13 protein-coding genes and 1 other RNA gene are annotated in these 20,879 nt (G+C 74.5%); 4 read left to right on the top strand and 10 right to left on the bottom strand.

Annotation, left to right across the window (positions count from 1 at the left end):
* Nucleotide 1: 1 nt before the first annotated feature.
* The 6 genes from ftsL to CR162_RS07300 form a co-directional block, all read right to left on the bottom strand.
* Nucleotides 2-904 (bottom strand): cell division protein FtsL, encoded by a 903-nt coding sequence (ftsL, locus tag CR162_RS07325; RefSeq protein WP_099094881.1) that lies wholly within the window; start codon nt 902-904, stop codon nt 2-4.
* On the bottom strand, nt 904-1,833 hold the full coding sequence (rsmH, locus tag CR162_RS07320; protein WP_099094880.1) for a 16S rRNA (cytosine(1402)-N(4))-methyltransferase RsmH: 930 nt from the start codon (nt 1,831-1,833) through the stop codon (nt 904-906). Before rsmH ends, ftsL begins: the two co-directional genes overlap by 1 nt.
* A complete protein-coding gene (mraZ, locus tag CR162_RS07315; protein ID WP_099094879.1) occupies nt 1,830-2,291 on the bottom strand; it encodes a division/cell wall cluster transcriptional repressor MraZ in 462 nt (153 codons plus the stop codon). Before mraZ ends, rsmH begins: the two co-directional genes overlap by 4 nt.
* 286 nt (nt 2,292-2,577) lie before the next feature.
* An RNA gene (gene rnpB / locus CR162_RS07310) (RNase P RNA component class A) lies at nt 2,578-2,990 on the bottom strand.
* An 87-nt stretch (nt 2,991-3,077) separates the two neighbouring features.
* Complete coding sequence (locus CR162_RS07305; RefSeq protein ID WP_408887451.1) at nt 3,078-3,839, bottom strand: N-acetylmuramoyl-L-alanine amidase; 762 nt, start codon at nt 3,837-3,839, stop codon at nt 3,078-3,080.
* Complete coding sequence (locus CR162_RS07300) at nt 3,836-4,594, bottom strand: TerB family tellurite resistance protein (protein WP_099094878.1); 759 nt, start codon at nt 4,592-4,594, stop codon at nt 3,836-3,838. The genes CR162_RS07305 and CR162_RS07300 overlap by 4 nt, the downstream gene beginning before the upstream one ends.
* 145 nt (nt 4,595-4,739) lie before the next feature.
* On the opposite strand from CR162_RS07300, the gene CR162_RS07295 reads away from it, so the two are divergent.
* Complete coding sequence (locus CR162_RS07295) at nt 4,740-8,369, top strand: hydantoinase B/oxoprolinase family protein (protein ID WP_099094877.1); 3,630 nt, start codon at nt 4,740-4,742, stop codon at nt 8,367-8,369.
* Nucleotides 8,369-11,275, top strand: coding sequence for an AsmA family protein (locus CR162_RS07290; RefSeq protein ID WP_141563097.1), 2,907 nt, complete (start codon nt 8,369-8,371; stop codon nt 11,273-11,275). The genes CR162_RS07295 and CR162_RS07290 overlap by 1 nt, the downstream gene beginning before the upstream one ends.
* 7 nt (nt 11,276-11,282) lie before the next feature.
* On the opposite strand, the gene CR162_RS07285 is transcribed toward CR162_RS07290, so the two are convergent.
* The 4 genes from CR162_RS07285 to CR162_RS07270 all read right to left on the bottom strand — a co-directional run bounded on the left by CR162_RS07285 (nt 11,283) and on the right by CR162_RS07270 (nt 17,476).
* The gene (locus CR162_RS07285) at nt 11,283-12,071 is read right to left on the bottom strand and encodes a DUF1206 domain-containing protein (RefSeq protein ID WP_218014845.1); all 789 of its coding nucleotides are present in this window, start codon (nt 12,069-12,071) and stop codon (nt 11,283-11,285) included.
* A gap of 46 nt (nt 12,072-12,117) precedes the next feature.
* Nucleotides 12,118-13,407: an AmpG family muropeptide MFS transporter gene (locus CR162_RS07280; protein ID WP_099094874.1), complete on the bottom strand. Its 1,290-nt coding sequence runs from the start codon at nt 13,405-13,407 to the stop codon at nt 12,118-12,120.
* A gap of 84 nt (nt 13,408-13,491) precedes the next feature.
* Nucleotides 13,492-15,771 carry an HWE histidine kinase domain-containing protein gene (locus CR162_RS07275; RefSeq protein ID WP_099094873.1) on the bottom strand — a complete coding sequence of 760 codons (2,280 nt, stop codon included), beginning with the start codon at nt 15,769-15,771 and terminating at the stop codon, nt 13,492-13,494.
* A gap of 193 nt (nt 15,772-15,964) precedes the next feature.
* On the bottom strand, nt 15,965-17,476 hold the full coding sequence (locus CR162_RS07270; RefSeq protein ID WP_099094872.1) for an aldehyde dehydrogenase family protein: 1,512 nt from the start codon (nt 17,474-17,476) through the stop codon (nt 15,965-15,967).
* A 243-nt stretch (nt 17,477-17,719) separates the two neighbouring features.
* Here CR162_RS07270 and CR162_RS07265 point away from each other — a divergent pair, with 243 nt between their 5' ends.
* Both CR162_RS07265 and CR162_RS07260 read left to right on the top strand, forming a co-directional pair.
* Nucleotides 17,720-19,234 carry a malonyl-CoA decarboxylase gene (locus CR162_RS07265; protein WP_099094871.1) on the top strand — a complete coding sequence of 505 codons (1,515 nt, stop codon included), beginning with the start codon at nt 17,720-17,722 and terminating at the stop codon, nt 19,232-19,234.
* Nucleotides 19,235-19,450: 216 nt separating this feature from the next.
* Nucleotides 19,451-20,773, top strand: a complete 1,323-nt coding sequence (locus CR162_RS07260) for an SLC13 family permease (protein WP_099094870.1) — start codon at nt 19,451-19,453, stop codon at nt 20,771-20,773.
* Nucleotides 20,774-20,879 lie beyond the last annotated feature (106 nt).

Here is a 20,879-nt window from a genome sequence, read left to right as displayed (position 1 = left end):
GTTACTGCCTCCAGGCACCAGACGCGGCGGGAACGGGAGCGGCCAGCGGCACGGGCGGCGCGAGGCCGCGGCCGCCGGCCATGCCGAGGGCGGAGCCCATGGGCGGCGCCAGCGGGCGCGGGGCCGGCACATGCGATGCGGCGCGCAGCAGCGGCGCCTGTGGCGGGGTGGCGCGGGCCGCCTGGGTGGCCATGGGCGCGGCCGCGCGCAGCACCGGGGCGGGAGCGGGGGCCGGCGCCCGGGCCACGGGTGCCGCCATCGCGGGGGCGGCGCGGCGCGGCGCCTCCGCCCGGCTGGCGGCGAGGGCGACGCTGGAGGCGGGCGGGTTGGTGGCGCGGCCTGCCGGGCGCGCCGGCTCGGCCGCCCGCGCGGCGGCGGCGGGTGCGGGGCGGGAAGGCGCCTCGCTGGCGGCGCGCGGCGCGGCGGCGGCGCTGGACACGGCGCCAATCGCGGCCGCCGCCAGCACGGCCGTGCCAGCGGCCGGACGCGGGGCGGGGGAGGCGGCGGAAGGCGTGGCGGCGGAAGAGGCGGCCGCCGGCTGCGGTGCCGCCGGCTCGGCCGCGGCCACCGCGATCTCCGGCGCCGAGCCGAACAGGCTGACCGGCCCGGCAAAGGCCACCGCCTGCGGCAGCCGGCGCTCCAGCTCGGCGATGCGCACGAACTGGTCGGGCAGCATCGTCTCCAGCGTCAGGTGCCGCTGCGCCACCTGCCGCAGCCGCTCCGGCTCGTTCAGCATCGCCCATTCGGCGCGCAGCACCTGGGTCCGCTCCCGCGCCTGCTCGATGCGGCGGTTGAGGTCGCGCAGCTCGCGGTCGAGCTGGGTGGCGGCCTCCTCGGCACGGTAGACGTGCCAGCCCACCAGGCTGAAGGCAGCGATGGCGACCACGGTCAGGGGGCGGAACATCAGGCCTCCTCCAGCTTCTCAAGGGCCCGCAGGCGGGCGGATCGGGCGCGCGGGTTGGCCGATGTCTCGGCCTCTCCCGGGCGCTGGGCGTTGTTGACGACAAGGCGGAACGCCGCGCGGGCGGCGGGCGCCTGCATGGCGGCCGGCATGTGGCGCGAGGCGCCGGGCGCGCGGCCGGCGGCGGCCTGCATGAAGCGCTTCACCAGCCGGTCCTCCAGCGAGTGGAAGGCCACCACCACCAGCCGCCCGCCAGGGGCGAGCAGCCGGGCGGCGGCCGCGAGGCCGCGCTCCACCTCGCCCAGCTCGTCATTCACCTTCAGGCGCAGCGCCTGGAAGGAGCGGGTGGCGCTGTCGATGCCGGAGGGATCGCGCGGCATCACCGAATGGATGATCTGCACGAGCCGCCCCGTGGTCTCGATCGGCGCTTCCCGGCGGGCGGCCGCGATGGCGCGGGCGATGCGGCGGGAATGCCGCTCCTCGCCCAGCTCCCACAGCACGTTGGCCAGCTCGCCCTCCGGCAGGCGGTTGACCAGCTCGGCGGCCGAGGGGCCGGCCTTCTCCATGCGCATGTCGAGCGGGCCGTCGAAGCGGAAGGAGAAGCCGCGCTCGGCCTGGTCGAGCTGGAAGGAGGAGACGCCGAGGTCGAGCACCACCCCATCCACCGGCGGCACGCCCTCCAGCAGCGCGTCCATGTCGCCGAATCGGCCTTCGTGCAGGTGCAGCCGGCCGGCAAAGACCGCCTGCAGCGCGGCGCCGCGGGCGATGGCGTCCGGGTCGCGGTCGATCGCGTGCAGGGTGCAGGGGGCGGCCTCCAGGATGGCGCGGGCATAGCCGCCGCCGCCGAAGGTGCCATCGACATAGGTGCCGCCCGCGCGCGGGGCGAGCGCCGCCAGCACCTCGGCCAGCATGACGGGGAGGTGGCCGCTCATGCCGCGCCCCGCGGCGTGGCGGGCAAGGTCATGCGCTTCTGGAGGGCGCTCTGGCGGGCCTCCAGGCTGCGCTGCCGCCCGGCGGCGGGCTCCCACATCTGGAAGATGCGCCCGTTGCCGATGAAGGCGATGGAGTCGCTCAGCCCGGCATGGGCGATCAGCTCCTCGGGCAGCATGATGCGGCCTTCCCCGTCGGGACGCATCGGATAGGCGTCCGCGAACAGGGTGGCGGCGAGGTCGTCATGCTCCTCGGAAAACACTTCCAGCTGTTCCAGCTTGCTCGTCTCGGCCTCGAAGGCGGGCATCGGCCAGGCTTCCAGGCAGGGCCACTTGTGGGAGGGACGCAGCACCAGCTCGTCCGAGCCCAGCCGGGTCAGCTCCGCGCGAAAGGGCGCGGGGACGGAAACCCGTCCCTTGCGGTCCAATCGATTGGTGTGCGTGCCCATGAACCGGGTCATCTGGCCGCCATGTCCCCCTGCGGCGGTGATAAAGTCCCAGCCGGAAAGCGGCCGGCGAGGCCCCCCGACCCCGCCGGCTCACCCGACCATCCCCTTCACGACTCCCTCGCCCCCCCGAGCTACGGATCGTTCATGGGATAAGTTGGGATATCATGGGTTCAGTTTGGGCAGCAAGGGTAAAACCCCTGTTAAAGGCCTTCCCGAACACTGGGAAAACATCGCCTTATCCAGCGCACCTTCGGCGCTGTATTACGACTGTTCGGATTGTGAGTCGGGATGGGGTGTGCGCGTCAGATGGCCTGTAAGCCGGGTTCTGTCCGGGCACGCGGCAAGCCGCGCGCCCGGGGCGACCATTCCTCTGGGACATGCCTCGCGGCATGCCTCTCGCGGCCAACCCGGGTGGCGGGGCGGGAACGCCCCTGCGGCCGAGTCCCTCGCGGAACTCCCGCCGGCCACCCCTATTCGGCCTTGCTCCCGGTGGGGTTTACCGTGCCGCCCCTGTTGCCAGGGGCGCGGTGCGCTCTTACCGCACCGTTTCACCCTTGCCAGCGCGGCGAGCCGGGCTGGCGGTCTGATTTCTGTGGCACTTTCCCTGAGGTCGCCCTCGCCGGCCGTTGACCGGCACCGTATTCCCGTGGAGCCCGGACTTTCCTCCAGCCCCGGAACCTGCCCGGAGCCAGCGGCCGCCCGGCCATCTGACGCGGCGGCTCCTGTGCGCCGCCGGGGCGGGGAAGTCAATGCGCCCGTTGCGGCGATGCGCGCGCTGGCCGGCCGGGAGGCGCGGCGTCAGGGGGTGGGGTGGAGCGCGGCCACGGCCTCCAGCCGCGCCAGCGTGCCGGCATCGGCCCGGCCGTTCACGGCCTCCTGCCGCCAGCGGCGCTGGAAAGCGGCGAGCGCCAGCTCGGGCCGCGCCGGATCGGCCCGGTAGCCGATGCGCGCCAGCAGCGGCAGCGCCCGCGCCACGCCATCCGGCGCGGCCGTCGTTTCCCCGCCGCTGATGCCCCGCGGCCACAGGCCGATCCCGTTGGCCGCCAGCCCTTCCCAGTCGAACAGCTCGCCCGGGTCCTGCTTGCGGTCGGGCGCGATGTCGCTATGGCCGACCACGTTGCAGGGCGGGATGGCGTGGCGGGCGAGGATGCCGAGGCAGAGCTCGGCCACCGCGGCCATCTGCAGGGCCGGAAAGGGCCGGTAGCCCCATTCATGCCCGGGATTGGCGATCTCGATGCCGATGCTGCGGCCGTTGAGCGTCTCGTTCCCGCGCCAGAAGGAGATGCCGGCATGCCAGGCGCGCCGCTCCTCCGGCACCATCCGCCAGACCAGCCCGTCCTCCTCCACCAGGTAGTGGCAGGAGACGCGCGGCAGCGGCGGCGGCGGGGCGGGGTCGCAGAGCCGGTCCAGGGCGGCGGCGGCGCTGGTCATGCCGGTGTAGTGCAGCACCAGCGTGTCGATCGGCACGCCCGCGGGGCGCGAATCGTGGTTGGGGCTGGCCCGGTCGCGGCAGGGCAGGGAGGCTTCCGCGAAGGCCTGCCCCTCCGCCGCGCCGCTCAAAGGCTGCGCTCCCGCTTCACGCGGTCCCAGGCCGCGTTGATCTCGGCCACCTTGTCCGAGGCGCGGCGCAGCTGGTCGGGCGGCACGCCGCGCGCCGCCAGGCTGTCCGGGTGGTATTCCCGCATCAGCCGGCGCCAGGCCAGGCGCACCTGCTCGTCCGTGGCGTTGGGCGGCACGCCCAGCACCGCGTAGGGGTCCGGCCCCTGCGGCCGCACCAGCGCGGACTGCCCGGCCTGGGCGCGGGCGCCGCTCGCATCGTCCAGCCGGAAGCCCTGGCGCACCTTGGCCAGGAACACCGCCTCGCTGCGCGTCATCGGCCCGTCGGCACGGGCGATGTGGTGCAGCGCGGTCAGCACCTCCTCCAGCATCAGCTTGTTGTCGGCGAAGGCCTCGCCCATGCGGTTGGCGAAGGCCTCGTAGCCGCCCGGCTCCTCGCGCGCCTTGTCGAACAGCAGCCCCACCTCGCGCTGGCTCTCGGGCGGGATGCGGAAGGCGCGCTTGAAGGCATCGATCTCCTCCCGCTTCACGGCGCCGTCCACCTTGGCCAGCTTGGCCGAGAGCACGATGACGCCGATCGAGAAGAGCTGGTCGCGATTGGTGATGCGGGCGAGGGCCTCGGGCCTGGCATCCAGCTCCGGCAGGCGCGTCGCCCCCTCGTCGGCGGCATGGCCGAGCGCCGCCCCGACCACCGCGCCGAAGGGCCCGCCCATGGCGAAGCCCGTCACGCCGCCGAGGATCTTCCCCCACAAACTCAAGGCCCGCCAGCCTCCCGCCTTTGCGCTGTCCGCAACCTCCCTACCATGCCCGGGGGCGGCCTGCCATTGCCTCCGGTGGCGTCTCGGGCCTTGCATGGCACGCCGCCGGGCGCCACACGGAAGCGGCGAGGATCGGAGAGATGGGATGACCGCAGCGGGCTGGCAGTTCTGGGTCGATCGGGGCGGCACCTTCACTGACATCGTGGCGCGCAGCCCCGAGGGGACGCTCTCCACCCGCAAGCTGCTGTCCGAGAATCCGGGGCGCTACCGCGACGCGGCGGTGGCGGGCATCCGCGCCTGCCTTGGCCTGGGGGAGGGCGCGCCGATCCCGCCCGGCACCATCGAGGCGGTGAAGATGGGCACCACCGTGGCCACCAACGCCCTGCTCGAGCGCAAGGGCGAGCGGGTGCTGCTGCTGGTCAACCGCGGCTTCGCCGATGCGCTCCGGATCGGCAACCAGGCCCGGCCGCGCCTGTTCGACCTCGACATCCGCCTGCCCGAGCTGCTGCATGAGCGCGCGGTGGAGATTGGCGGCCGCATCGCCGCCGACGGCGCCGAGATCGAGCCGCTCGACGAGGCCGCCGCCCGCGCCGCGCTGGAGGAAGGCTTCGCGGCCGGCATCCGCGCCGTCGCCATCGTGCTGATGCATGCCTGGCTGGCGCCCGGCCATGAGCGGCGCCTCGGCGTCATCGCGCGGGAGGTGGGCTACACCCAGGTCAGCCTCAGCCACGAGGCGAGCCCGCTGCCGCGCATCGTGCCGCGCGGCGACACCACGGTGGTCGATGCCTACCTCTCTCCCATCCTGCGCCGCTACGTGCAACAGGTGGCGGAGCAGCTCCCCGGCGTGCCGCTCTACTTCATGCAGTCCTCCGGCGGGCTGACGCTGGCGGAAAGCTTCCAGGGCAAGGACGCCATCCTGTCCGGCCCCGCCGGCGGCATCGTCGGCGCCGCGCGCACCGCCGCCATGGCGGGGTTCGAGAAGATCATCGGCTTCGACATGGGCGGCACCTCCACGGATGTGGCGCTCTATGCCGGCCAGTTCGAGCGCGCCTTCGAGACGGTGGTGGCGGGCGTGCGGATGCGCGCGCCGATGATGGCCATCAACACCGTGGCGGCGGGCGGCGGCTCCATCCTGTCCTTCGACGGCGCCCGCTTCCGCGTGGGGCCGGAAAGCGCCGGCGCCGTGCCCGGCCCCGCCTGCTACCGCCGCGGCGGGCCGCTGACGGTGACGGACGCCAATGTCATGGCGGGCAAGATCCAGCCCGCCCACTTCCCCTCCATCTTCGGGCCGAATGGCGACCAGCCCCTCGATGCCGGTGTGGTGCGGGAGAAGTTCGCGGCCATGGCGGCCGAGATCGCCGCCGCCACCGGCCAACCGGCGCAGGACCCGCGCGCCGTGGCGGAGGGCTTCCTGCGCATCGCGGTGGCCAACATGGCGCGCGCCATCAAGCAGGTCTCCATCCAGAAGGGGCACGACCCGGCGGGCCACGCGCTGCAATGCTTCGGCGGCGCGGGCGGCCAGCATGCCTGCCTGGTGGCGGACGAGCTGGGCATGGAGACGGTGTTCATCCACCCCTTCGCCGGCGTGCTGTCCGCCTATGGCATGGGGCTGGCGGACCAGAGCGTGATCGGCGAGGCCGCCATCGAGGCGCCGCTCGCGCCCGAGGGGATGGAGGCGCTCGCCGCCCGCATCGCCGCGCTGGAGGCGGAGGGGCGCGCCGCCCTCGTGGCCCAGGGCGCCGGGGCCGCCCGGCTGCGCGCCGAGCCGCGCCTGCACCTGCGTTACGCCGGCACGGACAGCTTCCTGCCCGTGCCCTTCGGCGACCACGCCACGGTGCTGGCGGCCTTCACCGAGGCGCATCGCCGCCGCTTCGGCTTCGCGACGCCCGAGCGCCCCGTTCTGGTCGAGGCCTGCGTGGTCGAGGTGATCGCCCCCGGCGAGGCGGTGGAGGAGCCGCGCCTGCCGCCCCGCGCCGGAGGCGAGGCGCCCGCGGCTGTGGACACCGTTCCCCTCTTCACCGGCGGCGCGGAGCACGCGGCCCCCGTGCTGGACCGCGAGAGCCTGCGCGCCGGCGACCGCATCGCCGGCCCCGCCCTGATCCGCGAGCGCACCGCGACCACCGTGGTCGAGCCGGGCTGGACCGCCGAGGTGACGCCGCTCGACCATATGATCTTGCGCCGCACCGCGCCGCGCCCGAAGGCCGAGACGGCGGCGGCGGGGGAGGGCGCCGCCGCGCGGCCCGACCCGGTGCTGCTGGAGCTGTTCAACAACCTGTTCATGAGCATCGCCGAGCAGACCGGCACGGTGCTGCAGAACACCTCGCTCTCGGTGAACATCAAGGAACGGCTGGACTTCTCCTGCGCCATCTTCGACGCCGAGGGGCGGCTGGTCGCCAACGCGCCGCATGTGCCGGTGCATCTCGGCGCCATGGGGCAGAGCGTGCGCACCGTGATCGACAGCCGCGGCGCGACGCTCAGGCCCGGCGACGTGGTGGCGCTGAACAACCCCTACAATGGCGGCACCCACCTGCCGGACATCACCGTCATCACCCCGGTGTTCGACGAGGAAGGAACGGAAATCCTGTTCTTCGTCGGCAGCCGCGGCCACCACGCCGACATCGGCGGCCTCACCCCCGGCTCCACCCCGCCCGATTCCCGCACGCTGGAGGAGGAAGGCGTGGTGATCGACGACTTCCTGCTGGTCGATGCGGGGAAGTTCCAGGAGGAGGGCTTCCGCGCCCTGCTGGCCGGGGCGCGCTACCCCGCCCGCAGCCCGGACGTGAACGTGGCCGACATCAAGGCCCAGGTCGCCGCCAACGAGACGGGCGTGCAGGAGCTCCGCCGCGCCGTGGCGCAGTTCGGCCTGCCCACCGTGCGCGCCTATATGCGCCACGTGATGGACAACGCCGAGGAGGCGGTGCGGCGGGTGCTGGACCGGCTGCGGGACGGCGCGTTCGCCTACACCATGGACGATGGCGCGCCGCTCCGCGTGGCCGTGCGGGTGGACCGCGCCGCGCGCCGCGCCACCATCGACTTCACCGGCACCGCGCCGCAGCGCCCCGGCAACTTCAACGCGCCCGAGGCGGTGACGCGCGCCGTGGTGCTCTACTGCTTCCGCTGCCTGGTGGGGGAGGACATCCCGCTCAACGATGGCTGCCTGGTGCCGCTGGAGATCGTGGTGCCGCGCGGCTCCTTCCTGTCGCCCGAGCCGGGTGCCGCGGTGGTGGCCGGCAACACGGAGGTATCCCAGAACACCGCCAACGCTCTGCTGGCCGCGCTGGATGCCTGCGCCTGCGCCCAGGCCACCATGAACAACCTGCTCTTCGGCGACGACCGCTACCAGTACTACGAGACGGTGTGCGGCGGCACCGGCGCGGGCGAGGGGTTCGACGGCGCCTCCGCCGTGCAGACCCACATGACCAACACCCGCATGACCGACCCCGAGATCCTGGAGCTGCGCTACCCGGTGCGGCTGGAGGAGTTCGGCATCCGGCGCGGCTCGGGCGGGCCGGGGCGCTGGCGCGGCGGCGACGGCGCGCGGCGGCGCATCCGCTTCCTGCGGCCGATGCAGGCCATCATCGTCGCCAGCCGGCGCGAGGTGCCGCCGCACGGGCTGCATGGCGGCGCCGATGGCGCCCCCGGCCGGCAATGGGTGGAGCGGCTTGACGGCACCATAGAGCCGCTCGGCGGCCGTGACCGCGCCGATCTCCAGGCCGGCGAGGTGCTAGGGCTGGAAACGCCGGGTGGCGGCGGGTGGGAACCCGTGGCGGGCTGATGCCGCCCCTGCCACCTCCCACGCCGGGCGGCGCGCGGCCGCGCCGGCCCTGGCTCGGCCGGCTCGGCATCGGCGCGCTGCTGCTGCTGCCCTTGCTGGTGCTGGCCGCCCTCTGGTTCGGCCCCCGCCTGACCGACTGGAACGAGCACCGCGACCGGCTGGCCATCCTGGCCGCCGGCCGGCTCGGCCAGCCGGTGACGCTGGCAGGCCCCGTGAAGCTGGCGCTGCTGCCGCAGCCCATGCTGGAGGCGGGCGGCGTCACCATCGGCGGGCCGGACGGGGAGATCTCCATCGAGGCGCGGGCGCTGCGGCTGCGGCTGGACTGGCCGGCGCTGCTGCGGCTGGAGCTGGAGCCGCGCGAGGTGGCGCTGGTCGGCGCCGAGATCCGGCTGCCCTGGCCGCCGGCGCCCGGCCAGCCCTTCCGCCCGCCGCCATGGCTCACCGGCCTGCAGGGGCGCGTGCAGGATTCCCGCATCATCATCGGCCAGGTGGCGCTGGAGCGGGTGGAGGCGGGCCTCGCCGCCGGCGGCCCGGCCGATGCGCTGCGGATCGAGGGCCGTTTCCGCTGGCGGCAGACCGAGGTGGCCTTCGAGACCACGCTCGGCCGCCCGGGCTGGGACGGCATCGCGCCGCTGGCGCTGACGCTGAGCGGCGCGCGCGCCTCGGTCTCCACCAGCGGCGTGCTGCTGCCCGAGGGCGGCTTCGAGGGCAACCTGCAAGGGGGCGGCAGCGATCTCGCGGCGCTGCTGCCGGCGCCTCCGGGCAGCTTCCGCCTGCGCGGCCGGCTCAGCGTCACGGCCGAGTTGCTGGCGGCGGAGGAGCTGAGCCTCGACATCGCCGGCAGCCCGGCGCGCGGCGCGGCCACGCTGCGCGTCAGCCCCGCGCCGCGCCTCGACCTCGCCTTGCAGACCGGCCGGGTGGAGCTGGATCCCTGGATGGCGGCGCTGCGCGGCGCCGGCGCCGCAGCCCTGCCATTCGGCCTGGACCTGACGGCGGAGGCCGCGACGCTGCGCGGCATCACCCTGCGGCGGCTGCGCGGCGCGCTGTCCGTGGAAGGCGACCGGCTGACGCTGGCCAATGTCGGCGCCCTGCTGCCGGGCGACACCGAGGTCGAGCTGGACGGCGCCACCACGGGGCGCGGCGGCACCGGGCGGCTGGAGGCGGCGCTGCGCTTCCGGGGCGAGGCGCTGCGCGCCACCCTGGCCGCCCTCGGCCTGCCGCTGGAAGGCACCGACCCTTCCCGCCTGCGGAGCGGCGAGGGCCGGCTGCGCCTGACGCTGGACGAGGCCCAGGCCGCCATTTCCGAATTCGCCGCGACACTGGATGGCAGCCGTGTGTCCGGCGCCGGGGTGCTGCGCTTCGGCGCGCGGCCGGCGCTGGGCCTCGGCCTGAACTTCGAGCGGCTGGCGCTGGATGGCTGGCTGCCGCCCGCCCTCGGCTGGCCCGCCATCCAGGCCCGGCTGGCGGGCATCGACGCCAATCTGCGCCTGTCCGCCGAGCAGGCGGCGTGGCGCGGCCTGACTTTCCAGGGCCTGTCGGCGGATGCGGCGCTGGAGAACGGGCGGCTCACCGCGCGCCGCCTCGCCGCGCGGGTGGCGGAAAGCGAGCTGGCCCTGTCCGGCGTGGCGCAGCTCGGCCCGACGCCGCGGCTGACCGACCTGGCGCTGGAGGTGAGCGCGCCCTCCGCGGCGCCGCTGCTGGCGCTGCTGCCCGGCGCCTGGCCGGACCAGGAGCCGATCGCGGGGGCGCCGCTCTCGCTGCGGCTGTCCGGCAGCGGCCCCACCGGGGCGCTGGCGCTGCGCGGCGGGCTGGAGCTGGGGGATCTGCGGGCCGAGCTGAACGGCACGCTGGACCTCGCCCTGCCGCGCTATTCCGGCGCGCTCACCCTGCGCCACCCCGGCGCGCCGCGCCTGCTGGCCGAGCTGGCCGGCTTCGCCATGCCGGGCTGGCTGGACGAGGGCTCGCTCTCGCTCATCGCCAATGTGGCGCTCTCGCCGCAGGAGCTGGTGGCGGAGAACTTCGACCTGGTGGCCGCCGGGCTGCGGCTGGGGGGGCAGGTCAACCTCGCCCAGGGGGAGCGCCGGCCGCGCCTGACCGGGCGCGTCTCGGCCGAGCGGCTGCTGCTGCCGGGCCTCGACTGGCGCTCGCGCGAGCCGTTGGCGCTGGATGGGCTGCAGGTCCTGGATGCCGAGCTGGCGCTCGCGGCGCAGCGCGTGGAGCCGGTCGGCCTGCCGGTGCTGGAGCAGGCCGCGGCCACGCTGCGCCTGCGGGATGGCGCGCTGGTGCTGGAGGGCGCGCGCGCCCAGCTCGCCGGCGGCAGGATCTCCGGCGCGCTGCGGCTGGACGGGGCGGCAAGCCCCCCCGTGCTGGCCGTGCAGGGGAGCATGGCCGGCCTTTCGCTTCCCGGGCCGCTCACCGGCCTGCCGCTCGATCTTTCGGCGGGGCGGGTGGAGGCGGCGCTCGACCTGCGCGCCACCGGCCACAGCCCGGCCGCCCTGCTGGCCACGCTGGACGGCCAGGCGAAGCTCTCGGTGCGCGACGGCATCCTCACCGGCGCCGATCTGCGCGGCGCCCTGGCCGCCGCCGAGCGCGCCGACCTCGTGGCCGCCGAGGCGGGGCTGCGCGCCGCGCTGGGCGATGGTGCCACGGCCTTCGAGGGGCTCGACCTCGCCGCCCGCATCCGCTCCGGGCGGGCCGTGCTGGAGCAGGGGCGCATGGCCATGGCGGAAACCGCGGGCGCCAGCCTCGCGGGGGAGCTGGACCTGGCGCGCGGCGGCATGGACCTGCTGCTCGCCCTGCGCGACGCGGAAGGGCCGGAGTTCGGCCTGCGCCTGACGGGGCCGCTGCACCTGCCGCGCCGCGTGCCGGACCTCGCCGACTGGCTGGGCTGGCGGGCGGAGCGCTGAGCGGCGCTCAGCCGGGCGCCTCGATGCGCCGGTAGCGGGCCTCGGCGAACTCGAAGATGCCGAAGGCCGCCAGCCCCAGCGCCACCACGCCGAACAGCACCCGGCCGAAGGGCTGCTCCTGCAGGGCCAGGAGGGCGCTGCCCAGGCCGCGCACCTCCTGCGGGTCGGACTGCCAGGCGGCGACCACCAGGAAGATGCCGATGATCAGGAACACCACGCCGCGCGCGGCGAAGCCGAGCCGGCCGAACGGCACCACCCAGCGCGAGGCCTCGGCCGGGCAGCGCAGGTGGCGGGTGAAGGAGGCGCGCCAGCCGCGCGCCAGCATGGCCACGCCCACGCCCATGACGACCAGCCCCGCCAGGGCCACCAGGATCTCGCCGGCCGGCTTCGAGAGCAGCCACCGCGTCCAGTCCTGCGCCGACTGGTCATCGCCGCCGCCGCCCATCAGCAGCCCGAAGGCCGAGATGCCGAGGCCGGCATAGGTGACGGCCGAGATCAGCGCGCCGGCCCGGACGGCCAGCCCCTTGGCGCCGGTTCCGTGGCTGTCCGCGTCCAGCAGCCCTTGCAGCGTCCGCCACAGGGCGAAGCCGAACAGCCCCAGCCCGACGATGCCGAGCAGCACGCCGCCGAAGGGATGCAGCAGCAGCTCGCGCAGCGCCCCCTGGGAGCCGGTGGCCTGGCCGCCGGGCCCCAGGGCGGCGAGCAGGGCGAGGGAGCCGATGATCAGGTTGACGGCGCCCCGGGCGGCATAGCCGAGCCGGGCGAACATCTCGAGCGCAGCGCGGTGGGATGGCACGGGCAGGGTCTCCGGCGCGGGAAGGGAACCCTGGTAACGCTCCGGCCTAGCTTTCCGATGCAGGCAGGATGGCGCCCTCCGCGGCGGGCCTGCGGGCGGGCGGCAGCCGCGCCAGCAGGAACAGCATGATGCCCATGGCCGGCAGCGCCGCGAAGGTGGTGAGCAGGAAGAAGTCCGCCCAGCCCAGCCATGCGGCCAGGCTGCCGGAGCCGGCCCCCAGCGTGCGCAGCGGCACCGCCGCCAGCGAGGACAGCAGCGCGTATTGCGTGGCCGTGAAGGCGCGGCTGGTCAGGCTGGAGAGGTAGGTGACGAAGGCGGCGTCGGCCAGGCCATCGGTGAAGTTCTCGACGCCGACCTGGGCCCAGAGCATGGGCATGTCGTGCCCGGCATGGGCCAGCGCGACATACATCAGGTTGGAGAGCATCTGCGCCAGGCCGGTCAGCACCAGGGCGCGGGCGGTGCCGATGCGCACCACCAGCCAGCCCCCCGCCAGGGCGCCCAGCAGCGTGGCGAACAGGCCGAACACGCTGCCCACCGCCGCCACCTCCGTGCGGGAAAAGCCCAGCTCGCGGTAGAAGGGCGCCGTCATCACGCCGGCCAGCGCCTCGCCCAGCTTGAAGAGCGCGATGAACAGCAGGATCCACAGCCAGTAGGGGCGGCGGACGAAGTCGGCGAAGGGGTCCACCACCGCGGCGCGCAGCCGCGCCGACCAGCCCGGTGCTGAGGCCGGCGCCGCCGCCGGCTCCGGCCCGCGCCACACCGCGATGAAGCCGATGCCCACCAGCGCCGCGCAATAGGCGAAGGCCACCGGCCAGCCGGCGAACTCGGCCACCGCCAGCGCCCCGGCGTTGGAGGCCAGCAGCGCGCCCCGGTAGCCCCAGACATAGTAGGCGAGGCCGAGGCCCTGCTGCCGCTCCTCCAGGAACTCGATGCGGTAGGCATCCACCACGATGTCCTGGCTGGCGGACAGGAAGGCCACCAGCACCGCGACCGCCACGGTGATCTCCGGCGCCACGGCCGGGTTGGTGAGGCCGAGCGCCAGGATGGCCAGCGCCAGCACCGGCTGGATGCTGGCCAGCCAGCCGCGCCGCCTGCCCCAGCGGCGGAAGAAGGGCGGCGCCGCATGGTCGATCAGTGGCGCCCAGAGGAACTTCAGCGAGTAGGACAGGCCGATCAGCGCCGTGAGCCCGATGGCGGCCAGCGAGATGCCGGCCTCCGACATCCATTGCCGCAGCACGAAGGCGGTGAGCGGCAGCGGCACCCCGGCGGAGAAGCCGAGGGCCAGCATGACGAGGAATCGGCGGTCGCTGGCGATCGCGGGCAGGGGCAGGCGCATGGGCGGGCACCCTGCCACGCGCGGGGCGGCTTTTGAACCGCCGCGTCGCGCATCGGCCAAGAGGGCGGGCGGGAGGCGGAAGGCTCAGGCGGCGCCGGCTTCCGGGCGGTGGCGCAGGGCGCGAACCAAGGCTTCGGCCAGGATGCCGCGCGCATAGGGCTTGCGCAGCACCGCCGTGGCCGCGGCGGCGTGGCCGGCCAGCTCGGCGTCGTCGCCATAGCCGGTGATGAAGATGATGGGCACCTGCCGCGCCCGCAGCATCTCGGCCACCGGAAAGACCACCTCGCCCGCCAGGTTCACGTCCAGCAGCGCGGCGCTGAGCGGGGTGCCGGCGGCCAGGGCCATCGCTTCCTGCAGGCTGTGCGCCGGGCCCACGGGCAGGCAGCCCATCTCCTGGAGCAGCACCGCCGTCTCCAGCGCCAGCAGCGCTTCATCCTCCACCACCAGCACGCGGGGCGGGCCGGAGGGCTCCTCCACCAGCGGCTGCAGCGCGGCGACGGCTTCCGCGGGCGTGGCCAGGATCGGCGCCGCCATGCGCCAGACGGCGCCGTCCGGCGCGCTGACGTGCCGGGCGGGCAGGGTGAGGGAGACGCGCAGCCCGTCCTCCCTCCAGACGAGGCGCAGCAGGCCGCCCAGCTGCCGCTCCGCCAGCTGCCGCACCAGCCGCAGCCCGAAGCCCAGGCGGGGCTCTGGCGGGCCGCCCGTGGCGCCCTCGGGCAGGGGGGCGCCGTTCTCCGGCGGGGCGCCGCTTTCCTCCCACAGCAGCCGCAGGTCGCCCTCCTCGCCGTCGAAGGCCCAGGCGATCGAGACCCGCCCATCGGGCCGGGCCAGCGCGCCATGCCGCGCCGCATTGGCCGCGAGCTCGTGCAGCAGCATGGCCAGCGGCTGCACGGCGATCGCGGCGATCTGCACGGCCGGGCCGTCGAGGCGGACGGCCTCCCGGTGCGCCGCCAGCTCGCCTTCCACCACGGCGCGCAGGTCGGCGCCCAGCCAGGCGTGGCAGGCCAGCAGGGCATGCGCCCGCGCCATGGCGGCCACGCGCCCCTCCACCGAGGCTGCGAAACGCTCCGGCGGCACGTCGCGCGGAGCCAGGCGCACCAGGGAAAGCGCCACGGCCAGCGCGTTCTTGGCGCGGTGGTCCACCTCGCGCACCAGCAGCTTCTGGTTCGCCTCCGCCTCGCGCTTGGCGCGGGCGCGCAGGCGCAGCGCCTCGCCCGCGCGGATCAGGCCGGCGCGCGCCATCGCCACCTCCCGCACGGTGGCCGAGGCGCGGGCGGGGGGCGGCGCCTCGGCGAGCGCGACGGCCGCGGCGTCGATGCCCAGGCTCTCGATCTCGCGCCCCAGCCTGCGGCCGAGCCACAGCGCCGCCAGCGCCGCCAGCGCGGCGGCGCAGAGCCCGCCCGCCCCGGCCAGGCCCAGCGCCCGCCAGAGGGGGCCGTCCACCTGCAGGCGCGGCGCCGCGTAGACCACCATCCAGGGCACCGCGCCCGTGCGGTGGACCGCCGCATAGACCGGCACCCTGTCATAGGTGGCGGTGCGGACCAGGCCGTTGTCGCGCTCGGCTTCCGCCATGAAGTCGCGGATCTCCGGCATGGCGGGCTGCGCCAGCCACGCTTCCTGCTCGGCCGAGCGGGCGACGACCATGCCGGCGCGGTCCACCACCGAGGCCACCCATCCGGGGGGCGGCGCCTGCTCCTGAAGGATGCGGCCTATGCCCTCGGGGCGGAGATTGGCCGCCAGCACCGCGACGACGCGCCCTTCCCGCCGCACCGGCAGCGCCACGGCCACCACCCAGTCCCGCGCCAGCGCGGGCCGGTAGAGGTCGGAAACATAAGGCTGGCCGTCCTGCAGCGCCGTGCGCATGGGGAGGGCGGGTTCGTGCTCGCTCCCGTCGGGGCGGGGGGGCGCGCGCATGGGCCGGATGGCGGGCAGCGCCGCGCCCGGCACCACCAGCGTGTTCAGCACCGGGCGCGCCGCCTCGACCGAGTAGAGGCTGACATTCATCAGCGCGGCGGCGCGGCGCGCCACCAGCGCCGAGGCCTGGACGTGGAAGGCGGCGAGCGCCGGCACGGCACCCTCCTCGCGCAGGGCGCGGTCGAGGTCGGGCGAGGTGGACAGCACCTCCAGCGCCGCGATGGTCACGCGCAGCTCGCGGTCCACGGCGAGCTGCAGGGCGTTGGCGGTGCCGGCCATGGCACGCAGCATGTCGCCGCGCTGCTCCTGCGCCGTCCAGATCGCGAGGCCGGCCGCGAGGGCCACGAGCGGCAGGGCGGTGGCGAGCACCAGCCGCAGGAGGTGGGCACGGAAGCGGGCAGGTCTGCGGGGATTGGGCGCGGTCTTTTCTTGCTGCTGTCCTGTGCTCATATCGTGCCGATCTCAAAGGCTGCCTGCCCCAGATGACCGCGCACAATGATGCAGGCAGGACGGCAGGCAGCACGGGCCTAGCCCAAACTATTGCCGCCGGCGACGCACATTGCGTTGTTCAGGCCGGATGAAGTGCAGCGCCGCCCGCCCTCTGACCAAATCTTACGAGGAGGGCGGCGCAGGCGCATTTCTATTAAGCCATGTTTACCATGATGGTCTTCTTGTGGGTGAAGTGCTCCAGCATGGATTCCAGGCTGGCCTCCTTGCCGAGCCCGGAGGCCTTCACCCCGCCATAGGACAGGTTCGGCTGCACGACGAGGTTCTGGTTCACCTGCACCAGCCCCGCCTCGATGCGGTGCGCGAAGTCGAGCGCGATCCTCAGGTTGTTGGTCCAGACGCTGGCGGCGAGGCCGAACTCGGTGTCGTTGGCGGCGGCGAGCACCGCCTCGGCATCGTCGAACGGAAACACGACGGTGACAGGGCCGAAGATCTCCTCGCGCACCAGCCGGCTTTCGGTGCCCAGCCCGGTGAAGATGTGCGGCTGGATGAACAGGCCCTTCCTCAGCGCCGGGTCCGACGGCATGGCCGAGCAGGCGCGGCCTGTGGCGCCGGCGGTCGCCTTGCCCTCCTCGATGAAGCCGCGCACCTTCTCGAACTGGCCCGGCGAGATGATGGTGCCGATGTCGGTCTTCTCGTCCAGCGGGTCGCCCATCACCATGGCGTCCACGCGCCTGGCCATCTCCGCCACGAAGCGCTCGTAGATCGGGCGCTCGACGAAGATGCGGCTGGCCGCCGTGCAGCTCTGCCCCTGGCGCGTGAAGCGCATCGAGGTCAGCGCGCCCTGCACGGTCTTCTCGAAGTCGCAGTCGGCGAACACGATCATCGGCGACTTGCCGCCGAGTTCGAGCGTGACGGGGATCAGCTTCTCCGCCGCCGCGCGGTAGATGATCTTGCCGGTCTCGACCGAGCCGGTGAAGGTGACCTTCTTCACGAGGGGATGCTCGACCAGCGGCGCGCCGCATTCCGGCCCCTGGCCGCTCAGGATGTTGAACACCCCCGCCGGCAGCACGCGGTTCATCAGCTCGACGATGCGCAGCACCGCGAGCGGCGCCTCCTCGGCCGACTTCACGACGATGCTGTTGCCGGCGACGATGGCGGGCGCCGCCTTCAGCGCCATCAGCATCATCGGGATGTTCCACGGGATGATGGCGCCCACCACGCCGAGCGGCTCGCGCACCGTGATGTCCAGCACCTCGGGCGAGAAGGGCACGGTCTCGCCCTTCAGCTCGCCGCCCAGGCCGCCGAAGAACTCGAAGATATCGGCCACGTTGTTGGCCTCGACGCGGCTCTCGGTGCGCAGCGCCTTGCCGGTCTCGAGCGCCACCAGGCGCGACAGCTCCTCGACATGCTCGCGGATCAGGGCGGCGGCCTTGTGCACCAGCGCGCCGCGCTTGCGGGCGGGGACGCGGGCCCATTCCTTCTGGGCGCGCGCGGCTTCCGCCACCGCGGCCTCGACATCGGCCGCGTCGCCATCGGCCGCCTCGGCCACGGCCTCGCCGGTGGCGGGGTTCACCACCGCGAAGTTGCGGCCCGAGCGCGCCGGGACGTAGCGGCCGCCGATGAAGTGGACGCCCGAAAGCGCCTTCGCCAGCGCGAAGGGGTCCAGGCAGGGGGCCTCCGGGGCGGGGTTGGGGCGGTCGAGCATGGTTTTCCTCCTGGATCGGCCGGAACGGGTCGGCCGCGGACGATGCGCCGGCCATGGCGCCAGGGCAACCCATCCCTTCGCGCGCGGCTCCGGCGGGGCGGCCGGGCGGGCGTCCCGCCCCCGGAAAGCGGCCAAGATCAGGCTCCTGCGCGATTTCTGGTTTCCGATCCGGGCCGCCCTGCTCTACTCGGGTGGGCGACAAGGGCGGCCGGCGGGCAGGCCCGTGAGGCGGAAGGAGTTTCCATGGCGCTGTCCATCACCCTTGGCGCGCGCACCTGGATCGAGCGGCTCTGGTCCGGGATCGCTGATCGCGGCCGGCCCTATGCCGACGTGCCCGGCGCCGCCACCCCGCCGCTGGACCGCGCCCGGCTGCTCGCCCTGGCGCTGCTGTCCGAGCGTGGCGAGGCTTCCGGCGCCGCCGTGGCGCGGGAGCTGCTGCAGGTGCTGGCCACGCTGGAGGCGGGGGACCGCGCCGCCTTCCGCCATTTCCTGGCCGGCAACTTCCTGCCCGACCAGGCGACGCTCCGCGCCGCGGCGGAAGCCTACCTGGCGGAGCCCTCGCCCGAGCGGGCCATGGCGCTGTTCGAATGCGCCGAGCCGCCGCGCCAGGAGCTGCTGCGGCGGATGAACATGGCGCCGGGCGGCACCGCCGCGCTGGTGGCGCTGCGCACCGAGCTGCTGGGCGGGCTCAAGCGCGACCCGGCGCTGAAGCCGCTGGACTCCGACCTGCGGCACCTCTTCGCCTCCTGGTTCAACCGCGGCTTCCTGGAGCTGCGCCGGATCGACTGGGACACGCCCGCCGCCATCCTGGAGAAGCTGATCCGCTACGAGGCGGTGCACGAGATCCAGGGCTGGGAGGACCTGCGCCGCCGGCTGGCGCCGGACCGGCGTTGCTTCGGCTTCTTCCACCGCGCCCTGCCGGGCGAGCCGCTGATCTTCGTCGAGGTGGCGCTGGTGAAGGGGCTGGCGGGCGCCATCCAGCCGCTGCTGGCGCTCAGCCGGGAGGCGGCGCCGCAGCCGCCTCCCGGCTTCGACACGGCCATCTTCTATTCCATCTCCAACTGCCAGGAAGGGCTGCGCGGCGTTTCCTTCGGCAACTTCCTGATCAAGCAGGTGGTGGAGGAGCTGAAGGCGGAGCTGCCCGACCTGCGGCACTTCTCCACCCTCTCGCCGGTGCCCGGCTTCTGCCGCTGGCTGAAGCGCCGCCTCGACCGGGACGGCAACGCCTTCACGCCGGAGGAGCGCGGCGCGCTCGCCGCCCTGCTGCCGCCGGCCCAGGAGGAGCGGGAGGCGGAAGCCGGCCCGCCTTCGGCCGCCGCGCTGGTGGAGCAGGTGACCCAGGGCGAGTGGTGGCGCGACCCGGCGCGCGAGGCCGCGCTGCGCGGGCCGCTGATGCGGCTGGCCGCCGAGTACCTGACGCGCCCCAACACCGGCATGGGCGCCATCGACCCCGTGGCGCGCTTCCACCTGGGCAATGGCGCGCGGCTGGAGCGCATCAACTGGCTGGGCAACACCGCGCCGCGCGGCCTGGAGGAATCGCACGGGATGATGGTGAACTACCTCTACGACCCCGACAGCATCGAGGCGAACCACGAGGCCTTCACCCGCTCCGGCACGGTGGCGCGCTCGGCGGCGGTGGAGGCGATGCTGGCCCAGCCGCGCCTGCCCGCCCCGGCCGGCGCCCGCTCCCGCCTGCCGCGCCTGCTGGGCGGCGGCGAGGCGGCCGCTTCCGGTGCCCGGGAGAACGCCCCCTCCTGAGCCGCGGCCACAGGCTCCGGGCGGGCGGGCGGGGGCAGGCCCGCTCCGGTCGCGCCGGCCCCGAGGGGGTGGATTTCTCGGCCACCCGATCTGCCCTAAAGCCCTCTCCGCCAAGCCCACTCCGCGAAGCCCACTCCGCCAAGCCCACTCCGCCCTGGCGCCGGGGGCAGTTCCCGGCACCCTGGGCCCGTCCAGCAGCAGGAACGATCCAAGACCATGTCACCCGCACTCGCCTCCACGCTGGGGCTCGTCGTGATGTTCATCCTGGGCGCGGCGCTGCCCATCAACATGGGCGCGCTGGCCTTCGCCCTGGCCTTCCTGATCGGCGTCTTCGCGGTTGGCATGACGGCCAGCCAGATCCTGGCGGGCTTCCCGGGCGACCTGTTCGTCACCCTGGTGGGCATCACCTACCTCTTCGCCATCGCCCAGAAGAACGGCACCATCGACCTGCTGGTCCATTGGGCGGTGCGGGCGGTGGGCGGGCGCATCGCCGCCATTCCGTGGGTGATGTTCGGCGTCGCCGCCATCCTCACCGCCATCGGCGCCGTGAGCCCCGCGGCGGTGGCCATCATCGCCCCCATCGCGCTGCGCTTCGCCCGGCACTACGGCATCGACCCGCTGATGATGGGCCTGCTCGTGGTGCATGGCGCGCAGGGCGGCGGCTTCTCGCCCATCTCCATCTATGGCGGCATCACCAACGGGATCGTCGAGCGCGCCGGCCTGCCGGGCGACGAGACGGCGCTGTTCCTGGCCAGCCTGCTGTTCAACCTGGCGGTTTCCGTGGGCGTGTTCCTCGCCTTTGGCGGGGCGCGGCTGATCGGCCGCCGCGACGGCGTGGCGCATGACGAAGTCGAGGAGGGCGGCCGGGCCTCGCTGCCCGTGCGCGGCCATGGCGGCACCCCCGCCGCGCCGGGGGCGGGCGGGCCGCACGCCCCGCCGCGGGCCGACCGCGACCGCGTGCTGACGCTGCTGGGCCTGCTGGTGCTGGGGGTGGGCTCGCTGGCCTTCGGGCTGAACGTGGGCATGATGGCCATCACCGTGGCGGTGGCGCTGGCGCTGCTGGCGCCCGAGGCGCAGAAGGGCGCGGTGGACAAGGTGAGCTGGTCCACCGTGCTGCTCATCGCCGGCGTCATCACCTATGTCGGCGTGCTGCAGAAGTCGGGCGCCATCGACATGGTGAGCAACAGCGTGGCCAGCCTCGGCACGCCGCTGCTGGCGGCGCTGCTGCTCTGCTACATCGGCGGCGTGGTGTCGGCCTTCGCCTCCTCCACCGGCGTGCTGGGCGCCATCATCCCGCTCGCCGTGCCGTTCCTGGCGGGCGGCGAGGTGGGCGCGGTCGGCATGATCGCCTCGCTGGCCATCTCGGCCACCATCGTCGATGTCAGCCCCTTCTCGACCAATGGCGCGCTGGTGCTGGCCAACGCGCCGGAGGGCGAGCGGGAAAGGCTGTTCCGCCGCTTCCTCATCTATAGCGGCCTCATCGTGGTGGCCGGGCCGCTGCTGGCCTGGGCGGTGCTGATCGTGCCCGGCTGGCTGTGAGGGACGCCCACAAGGACCGGACCGGAAGCGGCGGGGTGGGCTGGTCCTGCGCCGCCGCTTCTGGCTTGATGGCGGCGTGGCCGGGAAGCCGGCTCGTGCCGTGGCA

The organism is Teichococcus rhizosphaerae (assembly GCF_002631185.1).
In the GTDB taxonomy this organism is placed as follows: domain Bacteria; phylum Pseudomonadota; class Alphaproteobacteria; order Acetobacterales; family Acetobacteraceae; genus Pseudoroseomonas; species Pseudoroseomonas rhizosphaerae.
This window is presented reverse-complemented; position numbering and strand designations above follow the sequence as displayed.